Consider the following 24,645-nt stretch of genomic DNA (forward strand, 5'->3'; position numbering starts at 1 on the left):
CCAGACATAGGCTGACACCCTTGCATAGAGAATTCCCATGCAAACTTTTTTTATCGCCCCCACCGATTTTGGCGTGGGTCTGACCTCCATCAGCCTCGGGCTGGTGCGCACGCTTGAACGCGCCGGCCTCAAAGTCGGCTTCTTCAAACCGATCGCCCAGCCGCATCCCGGCGACACCGGCCCTGAACGTTCCACCGAACTGGTGGCGCGCACCCATGGCCTGAAACCGCCACAACCGTTGGGACTGGCGCACGTCGAACGCATGCTCGGCGACGGTCAGCTCGACGAACTGCTCGAAGAAATCATCGCCTTGTATCAGCAAGCGGCGGTCGGCAAAGACGTGCTGGTGGTCGAAGGCATGGTGCCGACCCGCAGCGCCAGTTACGCCGCGCGGGTCAATCTGCACTTGGCCAAGAGTCTGGATGCCGAGGTGATTCTGGTCTCGGCGCCGGAAAACGAAGTGCTCGCCGAGCTTTCTGGCCGTGTCGAGCTTCAGGCTCAATTGTTCGGTGGCCCGAAAGATCCGAAAGTCCTCGGCGTGATCCTCAACAAGGTCAAGACCGACGAGAGCATGGACGCCTTCGCCACGCGTCTGAAGGAACATTCGCCGTTGCTGCGCAGCGGTGATTTCCGCTTGCTTGGCTGCATCCCGTTTCAGCCGGAACTCAATGCGCCACGCACCCGCGACGTCGCCGACCTGATGGGCGCGCAAGTGCTCAACGCGGGCGACTACGAAACCCGGCGCATGAGCAAAATCATCATTTGCGCACGAACCATGCGCAACACCGTCGAGCTGCTCAAACCCGGCGTGCTGGTGGTGACGCCGGGTGATCGCGACGACATCATCCTCGCCGTCAGCCTCGCAGCAATCAACGGCGTGCCGCTGGCCGGCCTGCTGCTGACCAGTGACACCCTGCCCGACCCGCGCATCATGGATCTGTGCCGGGGCGCGTTGCAGGCCGGTCTGCCGGTGTTGTCGGTGAGCACCGGCTCGTACGACACCGCCAACCTGCTCAATGGCCTGAACAAGGAAATCCCGATCGATGACCGCGAGCGCGCGGAGATCATCACCGATTTCGTCGCCAGCCACCTCGACGCCAACTGGCTGCACCAGCGCTGCGGCACGCCTCGGGAGATGCGCCTGTCACCGGCGGTGTTCCGCTATCAATTGATCCAGCGCGCGCAAGCGGCGAACAAGCGCATCGTGTTGCCCGAAGGCAGCGAGCCGTTCACCGTGCAAGCAGCGGCGATCTGTCAGGAACGCGGGATCGCCCGCTGCGTATTGCTGGCCAAACCCGAAGACGTCGAAGCGGTCGCCCGCGCGCAAGGCATCGTGCTGCCGCCGGGTCTGGAAATCCTTGACCCGGACCACATCCGCGAGCGCTACGTCGAGCCGATGGTCGCCCTGCGCAAGAGCAAAAGCCTCAACGCACCGATGGCCGAGCAACAACTGGAAGACACCGTGGTGATCGGCACCATGATGCTTGCGCTGGACGAGGTCGACGGCCTGGTCTCCGGGGTAATCAACACCACCGCCAACACCATCCGCCCGGCCCTGCAACTGATCAAGACCGCACCGGGCTGCACGCTGGTGTCGTCGGTGTTCTTCATGCTGTTCCCGGAAGAAGTGCTGGTCTACGGCGACTGCGTGATGAACCCGCACCCGAGCGCCGCGGAACTGGCCGAGATCGCCCTGCAAAGCGCCGACTCGGCGGCCGCATTCGGCATTACTCCACGGGTGGCGATGATCAGCTATTCCAGCGGCGAATCGGCGCGCGGTGAAGAAGTCGAGAAAGTCCGCGAGGCGACTCTGCTCGCTCATGAGCAACAAAACTCGCTGTTGATCGACGGCCCGTTGCAGTACGACGCTGCCGCGAACGCCGACGTGGCGCGGCAACTGGCGCCGAACAGTCAGGTCGCCGGGCGCGCCACGGTGTTTGTGTTCCCCGATCTGAACACCGGCAACACCACGCACAAAGCCGTACAGCGCAGCGCCGATTGCGTCAGCCTCGGGCCGATGCTGCAAGGCCTGCGCAAACCGGTGAACGACCTGCCGCGCGGCGCGCAAGTCGATGACATCGTCTACACCATCGCGCTCACCGCGATTCAAGCCGCCAACCGACCTATGGATGTGTAAATGCTGGATTTTCTACCCGCACCCGTGCGCGGCGTGATCGCCTCGCTGCTGTTGGCGCTCAATACGATTCTGCTGTGCTCGTTCCTGTTCTGCGTGGCGTTGGTCAAGGCTTTGCCGTTTGCCTTTACCCAGCGCATCGCCGGTTGGCTGATGAGCCACACCCACGAGGCGTGGATCAGCAATAACAAAGGCTGGATGAATCTGGTACGGCGCACCCGCTGGCACCTCAGCGGTCTGCAAGGCCTCGACTATCAGCACTCGTACCTGATCACCAGCAACCACCAGAGCTGGGTGGATATTCTGGTGCTGCAATACGTGCTCAACCGCAAGATTCAGCCGCTGAAGTTCTTCCTCAAGCAGGAGCTGATCTGGGTGCCGGTAATCGGGCTGGCCTGGTGGGCGCTGGGCTTTCCGTTCATGAAGCGCTACTCCAAGGCCTACCTGGAAAAACACCCGGAGAAGAAAGGCAAGGACCTGGAAACCACGCGCAAGACCTGCGCGAAATTCCGCCATAACCCGGTGGGAATTTTCAACTTCGTCGAAGGCACACGCTTCACCGAAGGCAAGCATGCGCAGCAGCAGTCACCGTTCAAATACCTGCTCAAGCCCAAGGCCGGCGGGATCGCCTTTGTGCTCGATGCGATGGGTGAACAGCTGGAGTCGATCGTCAACGTGACGATTCATTACCCGGCCGGGCGTCCGGGGTTCTGGGATTTGCTCTGCGGCAATGTGCGCGATGTGGTGGTGCATTTTGAAGAAATCAAAATCCCGCCGGCCTTCATCGGCAAGAACTACGACCAGGACGGCGAGTACCGTTTGCAGTTTCAGGGCTGGATCAATCAGCTGTGGCTGGACAAGGATGCGTTGCTGGAGCAGATGCACCGCGAATATCCACCCAAACACTGACCCCTGTGGGAGCGAGCCTGCTCGCTCCCACAGTTGATCGTTCCCACGCGGAGCGTGGGAACGATCACCCGGCCAAAAAAAGCCCGCCGATGATCACTCACCGGCGGGCTTTTTCTTGCCGCTTGCAGCTAGAAGCTTGTCGCTGCTTCTACCTTAGATCGCGCCACGCTGACGCAACAGCTCCAGCACTTGCTTGACGCTTTCTTCCAGGCTCAGCGACTGCGTGTCGATCACCAGGTCGGCATTGAGCGGCACATCGTACGGGAAGGATTCGCCCGGGATGTTGTCGCCGCCAGCGGCGTACAGACCTTGCGGATCACGTTCGGCGCACACAGTCGGCGAGGCCTGCACATAGACCGTCAGCAAGCGATCCTTGCCGATCAGTTCCTTGGCCTGCTCGCGACCTTCGGCACTCGGCGCGACGAACGCGGCCAGGGTCAGCAGCCCCGCTTCGTTGAACTGACGCGCCACGTGCGCGGCTCGACGCCAGTTCTCGGTACGGCCGGCGCGATCCTGCGGTAGCCCCTTGTTCAGGTCCTGACGCAGGTTCTGGCCATCGAGGACAAACACCGCGCGCCCCATGTCGAACAGCTTGCGCTCGACCGCATACGCCAGGGTGCTTTTGCCCGCACCGGACAGGCCGCTGAACAGCACGGTGGCTGGTTGCTGGCCGAAGCGCTGGGCACGTTCTTCGGTCGCCACGTGGGCCAATTTGCCGTGGTGGGTGGCGGTGCCATGGGCCACTGGCTGAGCGACGATCATGCCGGCGCCAACGGTGCCGTTGGTCAGGCGATCGATGACGATGAACGCGCCGGTGGTGCGGTTGCTTTCGTAACCGTCGAGGGCGATCGGCGCGTCGAGCGCGATCTTCACCTTGCCGATTTCGTTGAGCTGCAACGCGCTCGCCGGGCCTTCTTCCAGAGTGTTCACGTCGACCTTGTTGACGATGCTGGCGATCGAGCCCGGCACGTAACTGGTGGCGCGTTTGATGTCGTACTTCTTGCCCGGCAGCATCGGCTCTTCAGCCATCCACACCAGCATCGCTTCGAAGCTGTCGGTGACCGGTGGCACGTTGTCGGCATGCACCAACAGGTCGCCACGGGAGATATCGATTTCGTCTTCCATGGTCAGCGTTACCGCCTGACCGGGACCGGCGTGTTCCAGCTCACCTTCGAAGGTGACGATGGACTTCACGCGGCTGCTCTTGCCCGACGGCAGCACCACGACTTCGTCGCCCTTGTGCACGATGCCGCTGGCCAGGGTGCCGGCGAAACCACGGAAATTCAGGTTCGGACGGTTGACGTACTGCACCGGGAAACGCAGATCGGTGAAGTTGCGATCGCCCGCCACTTCCACAGTCTCGAGGATTTCCATCAGCGACTGGCCGGTGTACCACGGCGAGCGCTCGGACTTGTTCACCACGTTGTCGCCTTTAAGGGCAGACATTGGCACGAAGTGCATGCTGGTCGGCTTCATCTTCAAGCCTTCGGCGAACTTCAGGTAGTCAGCCTTGATCGACTCGAACACGCCTTCGTCGAAGTCCTTCAGGTCCATCTTGTTGATAGCGACGACGATGTGCTTGATCCCCAGCAGGGACGCGATGAAGCTGTGCCGACGGGTCTGGGTCTGCACGCCGTAACGAGCGTCGACCAGAATGATCGCCAGGTCACAGGTGGACGCACCGGTGGCCATGTTGCGGGTGTACTGCTCATGGCCGGGAGTGTCGGCGATGATGAATTTGCGCTTGGCGGTGGAGAAATAGCGGTAGGCGACATCAATGGTGATGCCCTGCTCACGCTCGGCCTGCAGACCGTCGACCAGCAACGCCAGGTCGATGTCGTCACCGGTGGTGCCGGATTTCTTCGAATCGCGGGTGATCGCTTCGAGGTGATCTTCGTAGATCATCTTCGAGTCGTGCAGCAGGCGCCCGATCAGGGTGCTCTTGCCGTCATCGACGTTACCGCAAGTCAAAAAGCGCAGCAGCTCTTTACGTTCGTGCTGGCCCAGGTAGGCGAGGATGTCCTCGCTGATCAAATCAGATGCGTGCGACATGACAGCCCCTTAGAAATAGCCTTGACGTTTTTTGTCTTCCATCGAGCCTGCGCCATCGTGGTCGATGACCCGGCCCTGGCGCTCGGAAGTTCGCGTCAGGAGCATTTCCTGAATGATGTCCGTGAGGCTTTCGGCCTCGGACTCCACCGCGCCCGTCAACGGGTAACAGCCAAGGGTGCGGAACCGCACTTTCTTTTTCACGATGCGCGCTTTGTCTTCATCGGACAGGTGCTCGAGGATGCGCTCGTCGTCGATCATGATCAGCGTGCCGTTCTTCTCGATCACTTCGCGTTCGGCGGCGAAGTACAGCGGCACAATCGGGATGCCTTCGAGATAGATGTACTGCCAGATGTCCAGCTCGGTCCAGTTCGACAACGGGAACACACGGATGGATTCGCCCTTGTTGACCTTGCCGTTGTAGACATTCCAGAGCTCTGGACGCTGGTTTTTCGGGTCCCAGCGGTGCTTGCTGTCGCGGAACGAGTACACGCGCTCTTTGGCGCGGGATTTCTCTTCATCGCGACGGGCGCCGCCGAACGCGGCATCGAAACCATGCTTGTCGAGTGCCTGTTTCAGGCCTTCGGTTTTCATGATGTCGGTGTGTTTGGCGCTGCCGTGGGTGAACGGGTTGATGTTCTGCGCCACGCCATCGGGGTTGATGTGGGTGATCAGGTCCAGGCCCAAGTCTTCGACCATCTTGTCGCGGAACTTGTACATTTCCTGGAATTTCCAGCGGGTGTCGACGTGCATCACCGGAAACGGCAGTTTGCCCGGGAAGAACGCCTTGCGTGCCAGGTGCAGCATCACGGCGGAGTCTTTACCGATGGAGTACAGCATCACCGGGTTATCGAACTCGGCGGCCACCTCGCGGATGATGTGGATGCTTTCCGCCTCCAGCTGTTTCAGATGCGTCAGTTTGTCGACCATGGCTACTCACGAAAGCTTTCTTATGAACGGCCAGCGGGCCGTGTTCGAGCGAGGAATCCTAGCACAGCGACCTCTTCTAATCAGGACGCCAACTAGATCGAAAGGGTATATGAATATGCCTGCCAGTTCGGCCCGTCAGGGCCGAATGTGGGAGCGAGCCTGCTCGCGAAAGCGGATTGTCAGGCACCTTTGTATTGAAGGTCTGACGCCTTCGCGAGCAGGCTCGCTCCCACAAGAGTTTGCGGTGAGCTCAGATCGGGTTGGGGCAATCGATAAAGATGTGCTCAAGGGCAAAGCGCTTCGCCAGATACTCACCCAGCGCCTGCACGCCGTAGCGTTCGGTGGCGTGGTGGCCAGCGGCGATGAAGCTGATGTCGTTTTCCCGGGCGCTGTGGAAAGTCTGCTCGGAGGCCTCGCCACTGATGAACAGGTCGACACCCGCCGCCACGCCCTGGTCGATATAACCCTGTCCACCGCCGGTGCACCAGCCGACGCGGCGGATCATGCCGCTGCCTTCGATCAGCAGCGGCTCGCGGCCCATGACTTCCTGCACCTTGCGCGCGAAATCCCGCGCAGTCATTGGCTCATTCAGCGAGCCGACCAGCCCGACGACTTTCGGATTGCTCGGGTCGAGCGGCCCTTCGACAGTGATGTCGAGCTGACGCGCCAGTTGCACGTTGTTGCCGACGTCCGGGTGCAGATCCAGCGGCAGGTGATAGGCGAGCAGACTGATGTCGTGCTTGAGCAGGGTTTTCAAGCGGCGCTGTTTCATGCCGGTGACGCAAGGGTTTTCGCCTTTCCAGAAATAACCGTGGTGGACCAGGATCAGGTCGGCCTCGGCTTCGACGGCGGCGTCCAATAAAGCCTGGCTGGCGGTGACGCCACTGACGATGCGCATCACCTGCGGGCGGCCTTCGACCTGTAATCCGTTGGGGCAATAATCGGCAATTTTCGCACTGCCCAGGTAACGGTCGGCTTCTTCGACGAGGGTGCTGAGGGCAACGGCCATGAAAGACTCCTAAATATCCCGTTCAGAGGCACGCGCGGCCTCGTATAATGCGCGACATTATGGGCGGTCTGACCTCGCCTGCAACCTTTCCAGGAACGTGCTTAATGCTCAAGGCGCTGCGTTTTTTTGGCTGGCCGCTGTTGGCCGGTGTGCTTATCGCTCTGTTGATTATTCAGCGTTACCCCGAGTGGGTCGGGCTGCCGAGCCTCGACGTCAATCTGCAACAGGCCCCTCAGACCACGATCGTGCAGCAGGGGCCGGTGTCCTATGCGGATGCAGTGGGCATCGCCGCGCCGTCGGTGGTCAACCTGTACACCACCAAGGTCATCAACAAACCGGCGCATCCCTTGTTCGAGGATCCGCAGTTCCGCCGCTTCTTCGGTGACAATTCGCCGAAACAGAAGCGCATGGAATCGAGTCTCGGTTCCGGGGTGATCATGAGCCCGGAAGGCTACATCCTCACCAACAACCACGTCACCAGCGGCGCCGACCAGATCGTCGTGGCGCTCAAGGATGGTCGCGAGACGCTGGCACGGGTGATCGGCAGCGATCCGGAAACCGACCTTGCTGTCCTCAAAATCGATCTGAAAAACCTGCCCGCAATCACCGTCGGCCGCTCCGACAGCATTCGCATCGGCGACGTTGCGCTGGCCATCGGCAACCCGTTCGGCGTCGGCCAGACCGTGACCATGGGCATCATCAGCGCCACCGGCCGCAATCAGTTGGGCCTGAACAACTACGAAGACTTCATCCAGACCGATGCGGCGATCAACCCGGGCAACTCCGGCGGTGCGCTGGTCGATGCCAACGGCAACCTCACCGGTATCAACACGGCGATCTTTTCCAAATCCGGCGGCTCGCAAGGCATCGGTTTTGCCATCCCGGTGAAACTGGCGATGGAAGTGATGAAGTCGATCATCGAGCACGGCCAGGTGATTCGTGGCTGGCTGGGCATCGAAGTACAACCGCTGACTCAGGAACTGGCGGAGTCGTTTGGCTTGTCCGGGCGCCCGGGGATTGTCGTCGCCGGAATCTTCCGTGACGGCCCGGCGCAGAAAGCCGGTCTGCAACTGGGCGATGTGATTCTGAGCATCGATGGCGAGCCGGCCGGCGATGGTCGCCGCTCGATGAACCAGGTGGCGCGGATCAAACCGACCGACAAGGTGACAATTCAGGTCATGCGCAACGGCAAGGAGCTGAAGCTGACGGCTGAAATCGGCCTGCGTCCACCGCCGGCACCGGTGAAAGAAAAAGAAGAGTAAAAATGTTTTCGCGCCAGTGGCGCGAATAACAGACATTCTCAACAGGCATGTTATATTGTTTCAATTCTAGCAATTGGAACAACATAACATGTCGTCTCGCAAAAAGGCCTCGCTGCTGGGCCTGACTCTGGGTTTGCTCTGCGATCCCGCCTTCGCCGATGAGCCGCAGCCCGTTGAACTGGAAGCCATCAGCGTCACTTCCGACTACGAATCACCCACCGGCCCGGTCAGCGGTTATCGCGCGACTCGCTCGGCCAGTGCGACCAAAACCGACACGGCGATTCGCGATATCCCACAAGCCATCAGCGTCGTTCCGGCCAGTGTGCTCTCGGATCTGGGCAGCACCAGCGTTGAACGCGCGCTGGATTTTGCCGGCGGCGTATCGAAGCAGAACAACTTCGGCGGCCTGACCCTGTACGAATACAGCGTGCGCGGCTTCACCACCTCGGAGTTCTACAAGGACGGCTTCAGTGCCAATCGCGGTTATCCGAGTACGCCAGATGCGGCCAATATAGAACGCATCGAAGTGCTCAAGGGCCCAGCCGCCAGCCTGTACGGCCGGGGTGATCCCGGCGGCACGGTGAACATCGTCACCAAGAAGCCGCAGCCCGAAGCGTTCACCACTGTGCAAACCAGCGCCGGCAGTTGGGATCGCTACCGCACCGCGCTGGACGTCAACACGCCCCTTGATGACCAGGGCAATGTGCTCTCGCGCATCAACTTCGCCGTAGAAGACAACAACAGCTTTCGCGACCACGTCGACAGCCAGCGGGTATTCGTCGCGCCCTCGATCAGTTGGCAGTTGAACCCGGACACCTCGCTGCTGGTGGAGAGCGAAATCGTCCGTCACAACTCGACGTTCGATCGTGGCGTAGTGGCGCCGAACAACAAGTGGAGCGGCGTATCGCGCTCGACCTTCCTCGGCGAGCCCAACGACGGCAACATCGACAACCACAACAACCTGCTCCAGGCCACTCTTGAACACCATCTGAACGACAGCTGGAAACTGCGCCTGGCCAGTCACTACAAGGAAGGCAAGCTCTGGGGCGACGCTTCCGAAGCACGACCGCTGAACGCCGACGGCCACACGGTCAACCGCCGCTTGCGCGAACGCGATACGAGTTGGCACGACAGCATCACCCAACTGGAACTGCGCGGTCTGTTCGACCTCGGGCCGTGGCAGCATGAATTGCTGATCGGCACCGAGTACGAGAATTACCGCAAGGACGAACGCGTCACCACCATTGCTGGCGGCCCCTACGCCATCGACATCTATAAGCCGGTCTACGGCCAGCCGAAACCCAACGGCGCACGCTCGGGCACCGACTTCTTCGAACACGTCGAAAGTCATGCGCTGAATCTGCAGGACCAGATCATCTTCACCGACAAGCTGCGCGGCATGGTCGGCGCGCGCTTCGAGCATTTCGATCAGCGCATCGACGATCACAGCCGCAACGCCAAAAGCCAGCAGCGCCACGACGCACTGACTCAACGCGCCGGCCTGCTCTATCAGCTCACGCCGAACACCGGCCTGTTCGCCAACGCCTCGACCTCGTTCAAACCGAACAACGGCCTGGATGCCTCCGGCAAATCCTTCGACCCGGAAGAAGGCGTCGGTTACGAAGTGGGGATCAAGAACGAACTGTTCGATGAGCGCGTGAGCAGCACCCTCGCCTTCTTCCACATCGACAAGGAAAACGTTCTCGCCCTCGATCCGGGCACCGACACCAGCCGCGCCATGGGCAAGGCGCGCAGTCAGGGTTTCGATTGGCAAGTGAGCGGTCAGGTGACCGACGCAGTGCGGGTCATCGGCGCCTTCGCCTACATCGACGCCGAGGTGACCAAGGGCGACGCGACCATTCCTACCGGCAGCCGCATCCTCGGCGTGGCCAAACGCAGCGGCAGTCTGCTGGGTGTTTATGAATTTCAGGATGGCCGACTGCGCGGTTCAGACGTCGGTGCAGCGTTCACCTACGTCGGCGATCGCTCGGGCGAATCCGGCAGCGACTTCGAATTGCCGGCCTACCAGACCGTCGACCTGCTCGCGCATTACAAGGCCAGCGACAACGTCACGCTCGGCCTGAACCTGAACAACATCTTCGACGAGAAATACTACGAGCGCTCCTACAGCAACTACTGGGTCAATCCCGGCGAGCCACGCAATTTCACCGTCAGCCTGACACTCAACCTGTAAAAGGACGTCACCATGCACTACGGCAAATCCCTTCTGCTCCTCGCTGCGCTATTCACCGGTCAGGTGTCGGCGCACGGCCTGTGGACAGAGGAGCGACGCGGCAACATCGAAGTGGTCTACGGTCACGGCGCCGAAGACAACGCCTTCATGGCGCAGAAAATCAGCGGTGCCTGGGCTTATGACGCAAGCGGCAAAATGATCCCGGTCAGCGTCGAGCGCCTGGCCGATCATGCCCGTTTGAAACCATTGAAGCCACCGGCGGTGCTGGCCGTGGCGCTGAACAACGGCATGTGGTCGCAGACGGCGGACAAGAAGTGGATCAACGAAGGACGCAGCAAAGTGGCCGGCGCTACCGAGGCCACGCAGACGTTCAAGTACAGCCTGGCGATCTATCAGCCGGGGGCGAAGTTGCCGAAACTGGAGCAGATCAAACTGCTGATCCTGCCGGAGGTCGATCCGCTGACGGTCGGGCCGGGTAAATCGTTACCGGTGCGGGTGCTGCTCGATGGCAAACCGGCGGCGGGGGTGAAGTTGTATGGCGACTATCGCAGCGCGCCAAACACCCTGAGCACCGAGACCGACAAGGATGGGCGTGCGCAGGTGCTGGTGCGTAATGAAGGGTTGAATGTGATTGCGGCGCAGGTTGAAGTGCCGGTGAAGGGCAGCGCTGATGTGGATAGTCGTGGGTTGTTCAGTTCGCTGACTTTCTTGGGCGAGCCGCATCACGAATAAAAGCACACCCTCACCCCAGCCCTCTCCCAGAGGGAGAGGGAGCCGACCGAGTTGTCTTGCGGGATACATCGACCTGAAAGACCGAGTCGATTATGGATTCGGTAAACCAAATTCAGGTCGGTGAAATTCTGCAATATTCCCCATTCAGTCCCCCCTCCCTCCGGGAGAGGGCTAGGGTGAGGGGCTTTTGCTTTTAGAGGTCGCCAAGGCCGTCGATCAACGCCTGATTCTGCTCCGGCGTACCCACCGATATCCGCAAGAACTGCGCAATCCGCTCCTGCTTGAAGTGCCGAACGATCACGCCCTGCTCGCGCAGCTTGGACGCCAGGCCCGCCGCATCATGCTGCGGGTGGCGAGCGAAGATGAAGTTGGCCGCCGACGGCAGCACTTCAAAGCCTTTAGCCTGCAACTGCGCCACCACCCATTCGCGGCTCTCGATCACCTGACGACAGGTCTTGTCGAAATACTCGCGATCGGCAAACGCCGCCGCCGCGCCGACAATCGCCAGACGATCCAGTGGATAGGAGTTGAAGCTGTTCTTGATCCGCTCCAGCGCTTCGATCAGGTCCGGATGCCCTACCGCCAGACCGACACGCAGGCCGGCCAGCGAACGTGACTTGGACAGCGTCTGCGTCACCAGCAGATTCGGATAGCGATCCACCAGACTGATCGCCGTCTCGCCACCGAAGTCGATGTACGCCTCATCCACGACTACGACCGAATCAGGACTGGCCTTGAGGATTTGCTCGACCGCGTCCAGCGCCAGCAGGCACCCGGTCGGGGCGTTCGGGTTGGGAAAAATGATCCCGCCATTCGGTTTGGCGTAGTCGGCCGTGTTGATCTGGAATTGCGCATCCAGCGGCACCGCGTCGAATTCAATGCCGTACAGACCGCAGTAGACCGGATAGAAGCTGTAGCTGATGTCCGGGAACAGCAGCGGCTGATCGTGTTGCAGCAAGCCGTGGAAGATGTGCGCAAGCACTTCGTCCGAACCGTTGCCGAGGAACACCTGACAGGTTTGCACGCCGTAGTATTCGGCCACGGCGTTTTTCAGCAGATCACTGTTCGGGTCCGGGTACAGGCGCAGGTTGTCGTTGAGCTCGGCTTGCATCGCCGCCAGCGCTTTTGGCGACGGGCCATACGGATTTTCATTGGTATTGAGCTTGACCAGTTTGGTCAGCTTCGGCTGTTCGCCCGGCACGTAGGGCACCAGATCCTTGACGAACGGGCTCCAGAATTTACTCATCGCTCAGTTCCCCTGCCCTTTCAGAAAGTCTTGGTCTTTGATGCGGTATTCGGCGCTGCGCGCGTGGGCGCTCAGCGATTCACCACGGGCCAGTACCGATGCTGTTTTGCCCAGCTCGGAAGCGCCGGCCTCGGAGCAGAAGATGATCGACGAGCGCTTCTGGAAGTCGTAGACGCCCAGTGGCGAGGAGAAGCGCGCGGTGCCGGAAGTCGGCAACACGTGGTTCGGACCGGCGCAGTAATCGCCCAACGCTTCGGAAGTGTGGCGGCCCATGAAGATCGCACCGGCGTGACGAATCTGCGGCAGCCAGGCTTGTGGATCAGCGACCGACAATTCCAGGTGTTCCGGGGCGATGCGGTTGGCGACTTCGATGGCTTGAGCCATGTCACTCACCTGAATCAGCGCACCACGGCCATTGATCGAAGTTTCGATGATGGTCGCGCGGTCCATGGTCGGCAGCAATTTATCGATGCTCGCGGCCACCTTGTCGAGGAACTCGGCGTCCGGGCTGACCAGAATCGCTTGCGCGTCTTCGTCGTGCTCGGCCTGGGAGAACAGGTCCATGGCGATCCAGTCCGGATCAGTCTGGCCGTCGCACACCACAAGAATTTCCGAAGGGCCGGCGATCATGTCGATGCCGACCTGGCCGAACACATGGCGCTTGGCCGTGGCGACATAGATATTGCCCGGGCCGACAACCTTGTCGACACGCGGCACGCTTTCGGTGCCATAAGCCAGGGCGGCAACCGCTTGCGCGCCGCCGATGGTGAACACGCGGTCGACACCGGCGATGCAGGCAGCGGCCAGCACCAGCTCGTTGATTTCGCCGCGCGGGGTTGGCACGACCATGACTACTTCCGTCACGCCGGCGACCTTGGCCGGAATCGCGTTCATCAATACCGACGACGGATACGAGGCCTTGCCGCCCGGCACGTACAGGCCGGCACGATCCAGCGGCGTGACTTTCTGGCCGAGCACCGTGCCGTCAGCCTCGGTGTAGCTCCAGGAATTCTGCTTCTGTTTTTCGTGATAGCTGCGCACGCGAGCGGCGGCTTTTTCCAAGGCCTCGCGTTGCGGCACAGTGATGCGGGTCAAGGCCAGCTCCAGGCGCTCGCGCGGCAGGATCAGGTCGGCCATCGAGGCGACTTCGAGGCCGTCGAACTTCTGGGTGAATTCGACCAGCGCCGCGTCGCCGCGCTCGCGCACAGCCTTGATGATGTCCAGCACGCGCTGATTGACCGAGTCGTCAGACACACTTTCCCAGCTCAGCAGATGATCCAGATGATGCGCGAAATCCGGGTCAGCAGCGTTGAGTCGGCGAATTGCAGTGGTTGCGGTCATAGCGAGAGCCTCATAGGAATGGCAAATAACTCAGGCGCCCGAAACTAGCATTCGATCCGCTTGGGCACCTGAGAATTCTGGCTATGAGGCGGATAGACGGCGCGGCCTCGGGCCGCGCAGGTAGATCAGCCGCGGTGTCGCGATTCCACTGCGTTGCGCAGGGTGTCGATCAACGCCTGGATCCGGGCGTGCTGCATTTTCATTGAAGCCTTGTTGACCACCAGACGCGAGCTGATCGTGGCGATCAGTTCCTGGGGTTCCAGGCCGTTGGCGCGCAGGGTGTTGCCGGTGTCGACCACGTCGATGATCTTGTCGGCCAGCCCGATCAGCGGCGCCAGCTCCATCGAGCCGTACAGCTTGATGATGTCGACCTGACGGCCCTGCTCGGCGTAATAACGCTTGGCAACGTTGACGAACTTGGTCGCCACGCGCAGACGGCCCTTGGGCTCGGCCGCACCGATCTTGCCGGCGGTCATCAGCTTGCACTGGGCGATCTGCAGGTCCAGCGGCTCGTACAGGCCCTGACCGCTGTATTCCATCAGCACGTCCTTACCGGCGACGCCGAGGTCGGCCGCGCCATGCTCGACATAGGTCGGCACGTCGGTGGCACGTACGATCAGCAGACGCACGTCGTCCTGGGTCGTGGGAATGATCAGCTTGCGGCTCTTGTCCGGATTCTCGGTCGGCACGATGCCCGCTTCAGCGAGAAGCGGCAGGGTGTCGTCAAGGATGCGGCCCTTGGACAGTGCAATGGTCAACATGGGAAACGTCAGTCCTTATCAAGGTACTCATGCCCGGTCGCAATCGGCGCCGGACACACATCGAGGGTGCGTACACCCTCGACTCGAAACGAATTCAGTGGACACGTCCCTGTGTCCCGATGCAGCGATCAGCCCGGAACGCGACGGATCTTGGCACCCAGCATTTGCAGTTTTTCTTCGATGCACTCGTAACCACGGTCGATGTGGTAGATGCGGTCGATCAGCGTGTCGCCTTCGGCAACCAGCGCGGAAATTACCAGACTGGCCGATGCACGCAGGTCGGTGGCCATGACTGGCGCGCCCTTGAGTTTCTCGATACCGGTGACGATCGCGGTGTTGCCTTCAACCTGGATGTGCGCGCCCATGCGGTGCAGTTCGTACACGTGCATGAAACGGTTTTCGAAGATCGTCTCGATCACCGCACCAGTGCCTTCGGCAATGGCGTTAAGCGAGATGAACTGGGCCTGCATGTCGGTCGGGAACGCCGGGTACGGCGCAGTGCGCACGTTGACCGCTTTCGGGCGCTTGCCGTGCATGTTCAGCTCGATCCAGTCTTCACCGCAGGTGATTTCCGCACCGGCCTCACGCAGCTTTTCCAGTACCGCTTCGAGGATGGTCGGATCGGTGTCCTTGACCTTGACGCGGCCACCGGTCACGGCAGCAGCGACCAGATAGGTGCCGGTTTCGATACGGTCAGGCATGACTTTGTAGAAAGCCGAACCCAGACGCTCGACGCCATCGATGGTGATGGTGTCGGTGCCAGCACCGGAAACCTTGGCGCCCATGGCGTTGAGGAAGTTCGCCAGGTCGACTACTTCAGGTTCGCGCGCGGCGTTCTGCAACACGCTGCGGCCTTTGGCCAGTGCAGCGGCCATCATGATGTTCTCGGTACCGGTCACGCTGACGGTGTCGAAGAAGAAGTGCGCGCCGCGCAGGCCGCCTTCAGGCGCCTTGGCCTTGATGTAGCCGCCTTCGACGTCGATGACCGCGCCCATGGCTTCCAGACCGCGAATGTGCAGGTCGACCGGACGCGAACCGATGGCGCAACCACCAGGCAGTGCGACTTCGGCTTCACCGAAACGCGCGACCATAGGACCCAGTACCAGAATCGACGCACGCATGGTTTTCACCAGTTCGTACGGCGCGATCAGGGTCTTGATGGTGCGCGGGTCGATTTCGACGCTGAGCTTCTCGTCGATCACCGGCTCGATGCCCATGCGCCCGAACAGCTCGATCATGGTGGTGATGTCGTGCAGGTGCGGCAGGTTGCCAACGGTGACCGGGCCATCGCACAGCAAGGTCGCAGCCAGAATCGGCAGGGCGGAGTTCTTCGCGCCGGAAATGCGGATCTCGCCATCAAGACGAGCGCCACCGGTAATAATCAATTTATCCATTAGTATCTCGACGCCCTAGGGCTCAGGTGCGCTCGGCCCAGGCCGCGCGGCTGAAAAATTTCATAGTGACCGCATGGATGCTGCCATCGGTGATCCATGGGTTCAAATGGGCATAGACCTGCTGCTGACGCTTCACCGGGCTCAACGCCGCCAGTTCATCGCTGATCACGTTCAGCTGGAAATTGCAGCCTTCGCCTTCAACTTCTACCAGCGTTCCTGGCAGCTTTCCTTCAAGGAAGCTCTTCACTTCTACGGCCTGCATGCTCAACCTCAATCGGCGCCCTGTGCGCACGGGTCGGACATCATACAAAAAAGCCCCGCGCCTGCGAACCCCGCAACGCAGGACTCTGACGGGGGGCTTCTTTATAGATGATGGTTCAGGGTTGCGCCAACAACTCGGTCAGTTCACTGACCTGAGCGATTTCGCGCATGTCGTCAGGCATCGCGCGAATGCTGACGGCCTTGCCGGCCGCTTGCGCATCACGCATGAAGCACAGCAGCAACGACAGGCCGACGCTGCTGGACTTCTGCACTGCCGAACAATCGATGACCAGCGCCGACGCCTTGCTCGATTTGATCAGCGCCTGCCCTTCCTTGCGCAGGTCCGGCCCGGTGCGGTAATCCAGCACGCCACTGAGCACCAGTTCGTCGACATCACTCATGCGAACTGCCGCCTCACTCATTGCGGTGGCTTCCCGGCGGCTTTGTCGGTTTCTTCCTTTGCCTTGGCGACTTCACCGGCCCAGCCATCGATGGTCTTGTCCAGATCATTGCCATTGCGCTGCATGGCGTCGGCAAACTGGTCACGGAACAGCTTGCCAATGTTGATGCCATTGATGATCACGTTGCGCAGTTTCCACTCGCCGCTGATCTTCTCAAGCGTGTACTGCACCGGATAGATCGCGCCATTGCTGCCCTTGACGGTCATGTTGACGCTGGTGCGCTCGCCCGATTCGTCTTTGGCCGGGTCAACCGTGATGCCCTGGTTGTTGTATTCCAGCAGCGCGTTGCCATAGAACTGGAACAGACCGCGCTTGAAGTTTTCCTGAAAGCGCTGCATCTGCTCAGGCGTGGCATTGCGCGAATACTTCACGGTCATGATGCTTTTGGAGATGCCCTCGGCATCCACCACCGGACCGACAATGTTGTTCAGCGCCGCATAGAAATCCTGCGGATCCTGCTTGTACTTCTCTTTGTTCGCCTGCAAATCGGCAAGCATCCGGTTCGTGGTGTCCTGAATCAGGTCATGAGCCGATTGCCCCGGTGCAGCGTTAGCCATCAACGGCAGGGCCGCGAGCAACACCAACAGGCCACGTCGCAAGATAGAGATCATTCAAAAGCTCCTCATTTGGCGTCTTTGCTAACGGTATTGAGCAGGAATTTACCGATCAGGTCTTCCAGTACCAGTGACGACTGCGTGTCGTGGATGGTTCCACCGTCTTTCAACTGGGTGTCTTCACCGCCGACGCTGATACCGATGTATTTCTCGCCCAGCAGACCCGCGGTCAGGATAGACGCTGTGGAATCGACCGGCAGGTTGTCGACCTTTTTATCCACTTGCAGCGTGACCCGACCGGTGAAGCTGTCGCGATCCAGATCGATAGCGGTGACCTTGCCGATGGTCACACCGGCCATGGTCACTTTGGCTCTGACCGTCAGACCGGCGATATTGTCGAAATACGCATACAACTTGTAAGTGTCGGTGGACGAAGTCGGAGACAGGCCGCTGACGCGCAAGGCGAGCAGCAGCAAAGCCAGGATCCCTGCCAGCAGGAACAGGCCGACACCGATTTCCAGGGTGCGGTTTTGCATCAGAAATCTCCAAACATCAAAGCGGTCAGAATAAAGTCCAGGCCGAGCACTGCCAGCGAGGCAAACACCACGGTCTTGGTGGTGGCACGACTGATCCCCTCGGAAGTGGGCTCACAGTCATAGCCTTGGAATACGGCGATCCAGGTCACCACAAAGGCGAAAACGACACTTTTGATCACGCCATTGAGCACGTCACTGGTGAAGTTCACGCTGTTCTGCATGTTCGCCCAGTACGAGCCTTCATAAACGCCCAGCCAGTCGACTGCCACCCACGAACCGCCCCAGATGCCGACGACGCTGAAGATCATCGCCAGCACCGGCAGGGAAATGAAGCCGGCCCACAGGCGCGGGGCAATGATGTACTTGAGCGGATCGACACCGATCATTTCCAGGCTGGACAACTGCTCGGTGGATTTCATGTTGCCGATCTCGGCGGTCAACGCCGAACCGGCGCGCCCGGCAAACAGCAAGGCGGTGACCACCGGCCCCAGTTCACGCAGCAGCGTCAGGGCGACCATCTGCCCCACCGCCTGCTCTGAACCATAGCTGGAAAGAATGCTGAAGCCCTGCAACGCCAGGACCATGCCGATGAAAATACCGGAGACCACGATGATCACCAGCGACATGACGCCGACCGAATGCAGCTGCTTGACCAGCAGGCCGAAACCACCGCTGATACCGCCACGGCCCAGCAGGGCGTGAAACAGGAACAGGGTCGCTCGACCAAACACCGCGACCGCGTCGATCGCCGATTCGCCGAACCGACGCACGCGTTCCATCAATGAAATTCTGCGCATCAACGCTTCCCCAGAAGATCTGCGCGGTAATCCGTCGCTGGAAAGTGATACGGCACCGGGCCATCGGGATCACCGGTCATGAACTGGCGGATACGCGGATCATCGGAATTCATCAGCTCATCCGGTGTGCCTTGGCCCAGCACCTGACCATCGCCCACTACATAGATGTAGTCGGCAATGCTCGCGGTTTCCGCCAGATCGTGCGAAACCACGATGCTGGTGATGCCCAGAGCATCGTTGAGCAGGCGGATCAGGCGCACCAACACGCCCATGGCGATCGGGTCCTGGCCCACGAAGGGCTCGTCGTACATGAGAATCTGCGGATCGAGGGCAATCGCCCGGGCCAGCGCCACGCGGCGCTTCATGCCGCCGGACAGTTCGTCCGGCATCAGCTCGATGGCGCCACGCAGCCCCACCGCCTGCAATTTCAGCAGGACGATGTCGCGGATCATGTCTTCCGGCAGTTGAGTGTGCACCCGCAGCGGAAAGGCCACGTTCTCGAACACATCGAGGTCGGTAAACAGCGCACCGCTCTGAAACAGCACGCCCATGTGCTTGCGCGCATCGAACAGATCGCTGCGCGACAGCGTCGGCAGGTTCTGCCCGTTGACCCAGACTTCGCCGCCGGACGGCCGCAACTGCGCGCCCATCAGGCGCAGCAGCGTGGTCTTGCCGCAGCCGGAAGGCCCCATGATGCCGGTGACCTTGCCGCGCGGGATGCGGATATCGACGTTATTGAAAATGCTCCGCGCACCGCGCTTGAAGGAGACTCCCTTCAGCTCGACCGCGTAGGCGTTATCGGCACTCATCTAAACTCCTTGCGATGCAGCCTCTCACTGGGATGCCAGACTTTCCTCGGAAACACCTGCATCCCGGGCAGGCCGAACTGGCGGCGAACTATATCACTGCAAAGGCTGAGCGCCCAAGCGAGAACCCGGCCAAGATCGCCGACTGAAGAGGGCCCGAGCGAGTTTCAGAGGGTTTTGGTAACCAGTAATGACAAAGCACGTCGAACTTGCGTGAGGCTTTGCCACATAACCGCTATAATCGCCGCCTTTTCATCGGCCCATACGATTCTGACATGAGCAAAACCCGCGACCTGATTCAATCGGCACAACGCACCATCCGCCTCGAAGTGGAAGCCGTCCAAGGCTTGATGGCCCATATCGACGCCGATTTCGTACGCGCTTGCGAGATGATTCTGGCCAGCAAGGGCCGCGTGGTCGTGGTCGGCATGGGCAAATCCGGGCATATCGGCAACAAGATCGCCGCCACCCTGGCCAGCACCGGCACTCCGGCGTTTTTTGTGCATCCGGCCGAAGCCAGCCACGGCGACATGGGCATGATCACCCGCGACGATGTGATTCTGGCCCTGTCGAACTCCGGCTCGACCAACGAAATCGTAACGCTGCTGCCATTGATCAAACGCCTGGGTATCCAGCTGATCAGCGTCACCGGTAATCCGCAGTCGCCATTGGCGAAGGCTGCCGAGGTCAATCTCAATGTGCATGTCGAGCACGAAGCCTGTCCGTTGAATCTGGCGCCGACCTCTTCTACTACTGCAGCGCTGGTCATGGGCGACGCCCTCGCCGTGGCCTTGCTGGAAGCGCGTGGTTTCACCGCTGAAGATTTTGCCTTCTCGCATCCCGGCGGCGCCCTTGGCCGTCGCCTGCTGCTGAAAGTCGAAAACGTCATGCACGCTGGACAGGAGCTGCCGCAGGTACAACGCGGTACCCTGCTCAAGGACGCGCTGATGGAAATGACCCGCAAGGGGCTGGGCATGACCGCTATTATTGAAGCCGATGGCAAGCTCGCCGGGATCTTCACCGACGGTGATTTGCGCCGCACCCTGGATCGCGCGATCGACATCCGCAGCGCCACCATCGATCAGGTGATGACCGCCCACGGCAAGACCGCCCGGCCCGACATGCTCGCCGCCGAAGCCCTGAAAATCATGGAAGACCATCGAATCAACGCCCTGGTAGTCGTCGACGAGGAGGATCGCCCGATCGGCGCCTTCAACCTCTCCGATCTGCTGCGCGCAGGAGTCATGTAATGAGCAACGATCTGCTGCAACGCGGCAAAGCGATCAAACTGGCAGTCTTCGACGTCGACGGTGTGCTCACCGACGGCCGCCTGTACTTCCTCGAAGACGGCAGCGAGTTCAAGACCTTCAACACCCTCGACGGCCAAGGCATCAAGATGCTGATGAATGCCGGCGTGCAGACGGCGATCATCAGTGGTCGCAAGACCCCGGTGGTCGAGCGCCGCGCGAAGAACCTCGGCATCCCGCACCTGTTTCAGGGGCGGGAAGACAAACTGGTGGTGCTCGACGGCCTGCTCGCGCAACTGGGCCTAAGCTATGAAGAAGTCGCCTATCTCGGTGACGATCTGCCAGACTTGCCGGTGATCCGCCGTGTAGGGCTGGGCATGGCGGTGGCCAACGCTGCCGATTTCGTCCGCGAACACGCCCACGGCGTTACCCGCGCCCGTGGCGGCGAAGGTGCCGCCCGCGAATTCTGCGAATTGATCCTGCGCGCCCAGGGCCGCCTCGAAGCGGCCAACGCCGCGTACCTGTGAGCCTGACCATGTTTAGCAAAAAGTTTCGCAATTTCCTGCTGTTCGGCTGCATCGCGGCGATTTTCGCTGCGGTCGGCTACTGGAACATCAGCCCGGAACGCTTCCTCGACAAGCCACCGGTTTCGGCTGCCGAGAATCCGATCGACTGGTACGCGACCAACACGCATACCATTCAGTACCTGCCGGACGGCAAGGTGCAGTACGAGATGACTTCCGACAAGGCCGAGCACGTCAAGGCTACAGATGTCACCCTGGTGACCAAGCCTGATTTGAACATGTATCGCGGCACCGACTTCCCGTGGCACGTGACCAGTGAGCGCGGCGAAGTGAATTCCGGCGGTACCGAAGTGGAATTGATCGACTCGGTACGCGTACAGCGCACCGACGAGAAACAGCGCGGCACCCTGATCACCAGCACCCGCATGACCGTGTTCCCGCAGCAGGAATATGCGCAGACTGCGCAACCCGTTAGAATCGAGGGCGCTGGCGGCGTATCGACTGGCGTCGGAATGAAAGCGTACCTGAAGGACAGCAGGATACACCTGCAATCGAACGTAAGAGGACAGTATGAGGCTCGTTAAAACCCTCCCTATTTTGCTCAGTCTGGGCGCAGCACTGGGAAGCGCGAGCGCCTGGTCCCTGCCGAACGATCAGCAGCAGCCTATCCGCATTCAGGCCGACGACGCCCAACTGGACGACAAGAATGGCATTGCCACCTATAAAGGTGACGTGATCATTACCCAAGGCTCGATGATCGTTAAAGGCAACACCGTGACCATGACGCGCGCGCCCAATGGCGACATCGATGTGGTGACCTCGGTCGGCAACCTGGCCTATTTCGAGCAGTTGCAGACCCAGGGCGACGCCAACCCGGTCAAGGGCTACGGCGTGACGATTCAATACCACGCCCAGCAGAATCGGGTGGTGCTGATCGACAAGGCCAAGGTTATCGACAAGGACAACAACGTCACCCAGGGCGAAAAAATCGTCTACGACACCGTGAAGAAACTGGCCAGCGCCGGTCGCGCCACGGGCAGCAAGGTCACCGAATCGCGCCCGCGCATCGACATGGTGATCCAGCCGAAGAAGAAAACCGAAGAGAAATCCCAGTAATGGCAACTCTGAAAGCTCAGCACCTGGCCAAGGCCTATAAAAGCCGCCAGGTCGTGCGTGACGTCAGCCTGTCGATCGACAGCGGGCAGATCGTCGGCTTGCTCGGCCCGAACGGCGCAGGCAAGACCACGTGCTTCTACATGATCGTCGGCCTGGTGCAGGCGGATCAGGGCCGTGTGCTGATCGATGATCTGGACGTCAGCCACCAGCCGATGCACGGCCGCGCCAAGGCCGGTATCGGCTATCTGCCGCAAGAAGCGTCGATCTTCCGAAAACTGTCGGTCGCCGACAACATCATGGCGATCCTCGAGACCCGCCCGGAGCTGGACAAGGCCGGTCGGCGCAAGGAGCTGGAAAGCCTGCTGCAGGAATTCCACATCAGCCACATCCGCGACAACCTCGGCATGAGCCTGTCCGGTGGTGAGCGCCGCCGGGTGGAAATCGCTCGCGCCCTGGCCACTGCGCCGAAATTCATCCTGCTCGACGAACCGTTCGCCGGTGTCGACCCGATCTCGGTCGGCGACATCAAGCAGATCATCCACCACCTCAAGGCCAAGGGCATCGGTGTGCTGATCACCGACCACAACGTCCGTGAGACGCTGGATATCTGCGAAACCGCTTACATCGTCAACGACGGTCAACTGATCGCAGAAGGTGATGCCGAGACCATCCTGGCCAACGATCTGGTCAAGGAAGTGTATCTGGGTCACGAGTTCCGCCTGTAAGCGCGACAGCGCTGTATCGATTCAAGGCGCATTTATCCGCTTTAATTGTTACGGCGCTCTAGGCAAACACTTCAGTTTCAGGCATATAATTTGCTTAAGTTTGGCGCTTCGGCGCCCTGTAGTGGATGGCGCAAAGCGCCGGCGAATAAGGTGTTAAGCCCCTGCCATGAAACCATCGCTAGTCTTGAGAATGGGCCAGCAGCTGACGATGACACCGCAGCTGCAACAGGCCATCCGCCTGCTCCAATTGTCGACCCTGGACCTGCAACAGGAGATCCAGGAGGCTCTGGAATCCAATCCGATGCTCGAACGCCAGGAAGAAGGCGACGACTTCGACAATGCCGATCCTCTGGCCGACAACGCCGAACAGAAGCCCGCCGAAATCCAGGAACCCTCCTACCAGGAAACCGCCCCGACGGTGGACAACCTCGAGGATGGCGAGTGGAACGAGCGCATCCCCAACGAACTGCCAGTGGATACCGCCTGGGAAGACGTCTACCAGACCAGCGCCAGCAGCCTGCCGAGCAGCGATGACGATGAGTGGGATTTCACCACCCGCACATCCGCCGGCGAGAGCCTGCAGAGCCATCTGCTTTGGCAACTGAACCTGGCGCCGATGTCCGACACCGATCGCCTGATCGCCGTGACCCTGATCGACTGCATCAACAATCAGGGCTATCTGGACGAAACCCTCGAAGAAATTCTTGAAGCGTTCGATCCTGAACTGGACATCGAGCTCGACGAGATCGAAGCCGTCCTGCATCGCATCCAGCAATTCGAGCCTGCCGGGATCGGCGCCCGCAACCTCAGCGAATGCCTGCTGCTGCAATTGCGTCAGTTGCCCGCGAAGACGCCGTGGCTGACCGAGGCCAAGCGTCTGGTAGCCGATTACATCGACCTGCTCGGCAGTCGCGATTACAGCCAGTTGATGCGCCGGATGAAGCTCAAGGAAGACGAGCTGCGCCAGGTCATCGAACTGGTGCAGAGTCTCAATCCGCGTCCCGGTTCGCAGATCGAGTCGACCGAAGCCGAATATGTCATTCCCGATGTGATCGTGCGCAAGGACAACGAGCGCTGGCTGGTCGAGCTGAACCAGGAATCGGTGCCACGTCTGCGCGTCAATGCCCAGTACGCCGGGTTTGTGAAACGTGCCGACACCAGCGCCGACAACACTTTCATGCGCAACCAGTTGCAGGAAGCCCGCTGGTTCATCAAGAGCCTGCAGAGCCGCAACGAAACCCTGATGAAAGTGGCCACGCAGATCGTCGAACATCAGCGCGGTTTCCTCGAGTACGGCGACGAAGCGATGAAGCCGTTGGTATTGCATGACATCGCCGAAGCGGTCGGCATGCACGAATCGACGATTTCCCGGGTGACCACACAGAAATTCATGCATACCCCGCGCGGTATTTATGAGCTGAAATACTTTTTCTCCAGCCACGTCAGCACCTCCGAAGGCGGCGAATGCTCGTCCACGGCGATCCGCGCGATCATCAAAAAACTGGTCGCCGCGGAAAATCAGAAAAAGCCGTTGAGTGACAGCAAGATCGCTGGTTTACTGGAGGCACAAGGCATTCAGGTGGCTCGCCGCACCGTCGCCAAGTACCGCGAATCCCTCGGAATCGCGCCTTCGAGCGAACGCAAGCGGTTGATGTAA

The 24,645-nt window shown here is 60.5% G+C and carries 24 protein-coding genes; 11 read left to right on the forward strand and 13 right to left on the reverse strand.

The genetic code is table 11. The features are described from left to right. Positions 1 to 37 precede the first annotated feature (37 nt). Positions 38 to 2,137 carry a phosphate acetyltransferase gene (gene pta / locus ACYSTU_RS23870; protein WP_024011632.1) on the forward strand — a complete coding sequence of 700 codons (2,100 nt, stop codon included), beginning with the start codon at positions 38 to 40 and terminating at the stop codon, positions 2,135 to 2,137. Further along, entirely contained in the window at positions 2,138 to 3,043 is a 906-nt protein-coding gene (gene yihG, locus ACYSTU_RS23875) for a 1-acylglycerol-3-phosphate O-acyltransferase, YihG family (RefSeq protein ID WP_122610824.1), read from the forward strand. A gap of 153 nt (positions 3,044 to 3,196) precedes the next feature. Here the strand turns inward: yihG and cysN are convergent, their stop codons facing one another. The 3 genes from cysN to ACYSTU_RS23890 form a co-directional block, all read right to left on the reverse strand. After that, on the reverse strand, positions 3,197 to 5,095 hold the full coding sequence (gene cysN / locus ACYSTU_RS23880; RefSeq protein WP_499001972.1) for a sulfate adenylyltransferase subunit CysN: 1,899 nt from the start codon (positions 5,093 to 5,095) through the stop codon (positions 3,197 to 3,199). 9 nt (positions 5,096 to 5,104) lie between these two features. Continuing rightward, positions 5,105 to 6,022: a sulfate adenylyltransferase subunit CysD gene (gene cysD, locus ACYSTU_RS23885; protein ID WP_016771664.1), complete on the reverse strand. Its 918-nt coding sequence runs from the start codon at positions 6,020 to 6,022 to the stop codon at positions 5,105 to 5,107. Between the two features lie 250 nt (positions 6,023 to 6,272). After that, positions 6,273 to 7,031, reverse strand: coding sequence for a Nif3-like dinuclear metal center hexameric protein (locus tag ACYSTU_RS23890; protein ID WP_024011629.1), 759 nt, complete (start codon positions 7,029 to 7,031; stop codon positions 6,273 to 6,275). Positions 7,032 to 7,135: 104 nt separating this feature from the next. On the opposite strand from ACYSTU_RS23890, the gene algW reads away from it, so the two are divergent. The 3 genes from algW (at position 7,136) to ACYSTU_RS23905 (ending at position 11,219) form a co-directional block, all read left to right on the forward strand. Beyond that, entirely contained in the window at positions 7,136 to 8,293 is a 1,158-nt protein-coding gene (gene algW, locus ACYSTU_RS23895) for a Do family serine endopeptidase AlgW (RefSeq protein ID WP_016770590.1), read from the forward strand. Positions 8,294 to 8,381: 88 nt separating this feature from the next. Next, entirely contained in the window at positions 8,382 to 10,487 is a 2,106-nt protein-coding gene (locus tag ACYSTU_RS23900; RefSeq protein ID WP_499001977.1) for a TonB-dependent siderophore receptor, read from the forward strand. A 12-nt stretch (positions 10,488 to 10,499) separates the two neighbouring features. Continuing rightward, a complete protein-coding gene (locus ACYSTU_RS23905) occupies positions 10,500 to 11,219 on the forward strand; it encodes a DUF4198 domain-containing protein (RefSeq protein ID WP_499001979.1) in 720 nt (239 codons plus the stop codon). 193 nt (positions 11,220 to 11,412) lie between these two features. Here ACYSTU_RS23905 and hisC read toward each other — a convergent pair whose 3' ends face one another. The 10 genes from hisC to ACYSTU_RS23955 all read right to left on the reverse strand — a co-directional run bounded on the left by hisC (position 11,413) and on the right by ACYSTU_RS23955 (position 19,379). Then, on the reverse strand, positions 11,413 to 12,465 hold the full coding sequence (gene hisC / locus ACYSTU_RS23910; protein WP_499001982.1) for a histidinol-phosphate transaminase: 1,053 nt from the start codon (positions 12,463 to 12,465) through the stop codon (positions 11,413 to 11,415). 3 nt (positions 12,466 to 12,468) lie between these two features. After that, a complete protein-coding gene (hisD, locus tag ACYSTU_RS23915; protein ID WP_499001985.1) occupies positions 12,469 to 13,806 on the reverse strand; it encodes a histidinol dehydrogenase in 1,338 nt (445 codons plus the stop codon). 125 nt (positions 13,807 to 13,931) lie between these two features. Beyond that, complete coding sequence (gene hisG / locus ACYSTU_RS23920; protein ID WP_016771668.1) at positions 13,932 to 14,567, reverse strand: ATP phosphoribosyltransferase; 636 nt, start codon at positions 14,565 to 14,567, stop codon at positions 13,932 to 13,934. 128 nt (positions 14,568 to 14,695) lie between these two features. Then, positions 14,696 to 15,961: a UDP-N-acetylglucosamine 1-carboxyvinyltransferase gene (murA, locus tag ACYSTU_RS23925; protein WP_016771669.1), complete on the reverse strand. Its 1,266-nt coding sequence runs from the start codon at positions 15,959 to 15,961 to the stop codon at positions 14,696 to 14,698. Between the two features lie 22 nt (positions 15,962 to 15,983). Beyond that, a complete protein-coding gene (locus ACYSTU_RS23930) occupies positions 15,984 to 16,223 on the reverse strand; it encodes a BolA family protein (RefSeq protein ID WP_016771670.1) in 240 nt (79 codons plus the stop codon). A gap of 115 nt (positions 16,224 to 16,338) precedes the next feature. Further along, a complete protein-coding gene (locus ACYSTU_RS23935; protein ID WP_016771671.1) occupies positions 16,339 to 16,644 on the reverse strand; it encodes an STAS domain-containing protein in 306 nt (101 codons plus the stop codon). Then, entirely contained in the window at positions 16,641 to 17,294 is a 654-nt protein-coding gene (locus ACYSTU_RS23940) for an MlaC/ttg2D family ABC transporter substrate-binding protein (RefSeq protein ID WP_499001990.1), read from the reverse strand. Before ACYSTU_RS23940 ends, ACYSTU_RS23935 begins: the two co-directional genes overlap by 4 nt. 11 nt (positions 17,295 to 17,305) lie before the next feature. Beyond that, positions 17,306 to 17,773 carry an outer membrane lipid asymmetry maintenance protein MlaD gene (mlaD, locus tag ACYSTU_RS23945; RefSeq protein ID WP_016771673.1) on the reverse strand — a complete coding sequence of 156 codons (468 nt, stop codon included), beginning with the start codon at positions 17,771 to 17,773 and terminating at the stop codon, positions 17,306 to 17,308. Further along, positions 17,773 to 18,570: a lipid asymmetry maintenance ABC transporter permease subunit MlaE gene (mlaE, locus tag ACYSTU_RS23950; RefSeq protein ID WP_016771674.1), complete on the reverse strand. Its 798-nt coding sequence runs from the start codon at positions 18,568 to 18,570 to the stop codon at positions 17,773 to 17,775. The genes mlaD and mlaE overlap by 1 nt, the downstream gene beginning before the upstream one ends. Further along, a complete protein-coding gene (locus ACYSTU_RS23955) occupies positions 18,570 to 19,379 on the reverse strand; it encodes an ATP-binding cassette domain-containing protein (RefSeq protein WP_076565862.1) in 810 nt (269 codons plus the stop codon). The genes mlaE and ACYSTU_RS23955 overlap by 1 nt, the downstream gene beginning before the upstream one ends. 272 nt (positions 19,380 to 19,651) lie before the next feature. Between ACYSTU_RS23955 and ACYSTU_RS23960 the strand changes: the two genes are divergently transcribed. The 6 genes from ACYSTU_RS23960 to ACYSTU_RS23985 all read left to right on the forward strand — a co-directional run bounded on the left by ACYSTU_RS23960 (position 19,652) and on the right by ACYSTU_RS23985 (position 24,645). Then, positions 19,652 to 20,626: a KpsF/GutQ family sugar-phosphate isomerase gene (locus tag ACYSTU_RS23960; RefSeq protein WP_024011623.1), complete on the forward strand. Its 975-nt coding sequence runs from the start codon at positions 19,652 to 19,654 to the stop codon at positions 20,624 to 20,626. After that, positions 20,626 to 21,150, forward strand: coding sequence for a KdsC family phosphatase (locus tag ACYSTU_RS23965; protein ID WP_016771677.1), 525 nt, complete (start codon positions 20,626 to 20,628; stop codon positions 21,148 to 21,150). Before ACYSTU_RS23960 ends, ACYSTU_RS23965 begins: the two co-directional genes overlap by 1 nt. 8 nt (positions 21,151 to 21,158) lie before the next feature. Continuing rightward, entirely contained in the window at positions 21,159 to 21,731 is a 573-nt protein-coding gene (gene lptC, locus ACYSTU_RS23970) for an LPS export ABC transporter periplasmic protein LptC (RefSeq protein WP_024011622.1), read from the forward strand. Beyond that, positions 21,718 to 22,263, forward strand: a complete 546-nt coding sequence (lptA, locus tag ACYSTU_RS23975) for a lipopolysaccharide transport periplasmic protein LptA (protein ID WP_016771679.1) — start codon at positions 21,718 to 21,720, stop codon at positions 22,261 to 22,263. The genes lptC and lptA overlap by 14 nt, the downstream gene beginning before the upstream one ends. Further along, positions 22,263 to 22,988 carry an LPS export ABC transporter ATP-binding protein gene (lptB, locus tag ACYSTU_RS23980; protein WP_024011621.1) on the forward strand — a complete coding sequence of 242 codons (726 nt, stop codon included), beginning with the start codon at positions 22,263 to 22,265 and terminating at the stop codon, positions 22,986 to 22,988. Before lptA ends, lptB begins: the two co-directional genes overlap by 1 nt. Before the next feature lie 166 nt (positions 22,989 to 23,154). Then, positions 23,155 to 24,645, forward strand: coding sequence for an RNA polymerase factor sigma-54 (locus ACYSTU_RS23985; protein ID WP_016771682.1), 1,491 nt, complete (start codon positions 23,155 to 23,157; stop codon positions 24,643 to 24,645).

The organism is Pseudomonas glycinis (assembly GCF_054871425.1).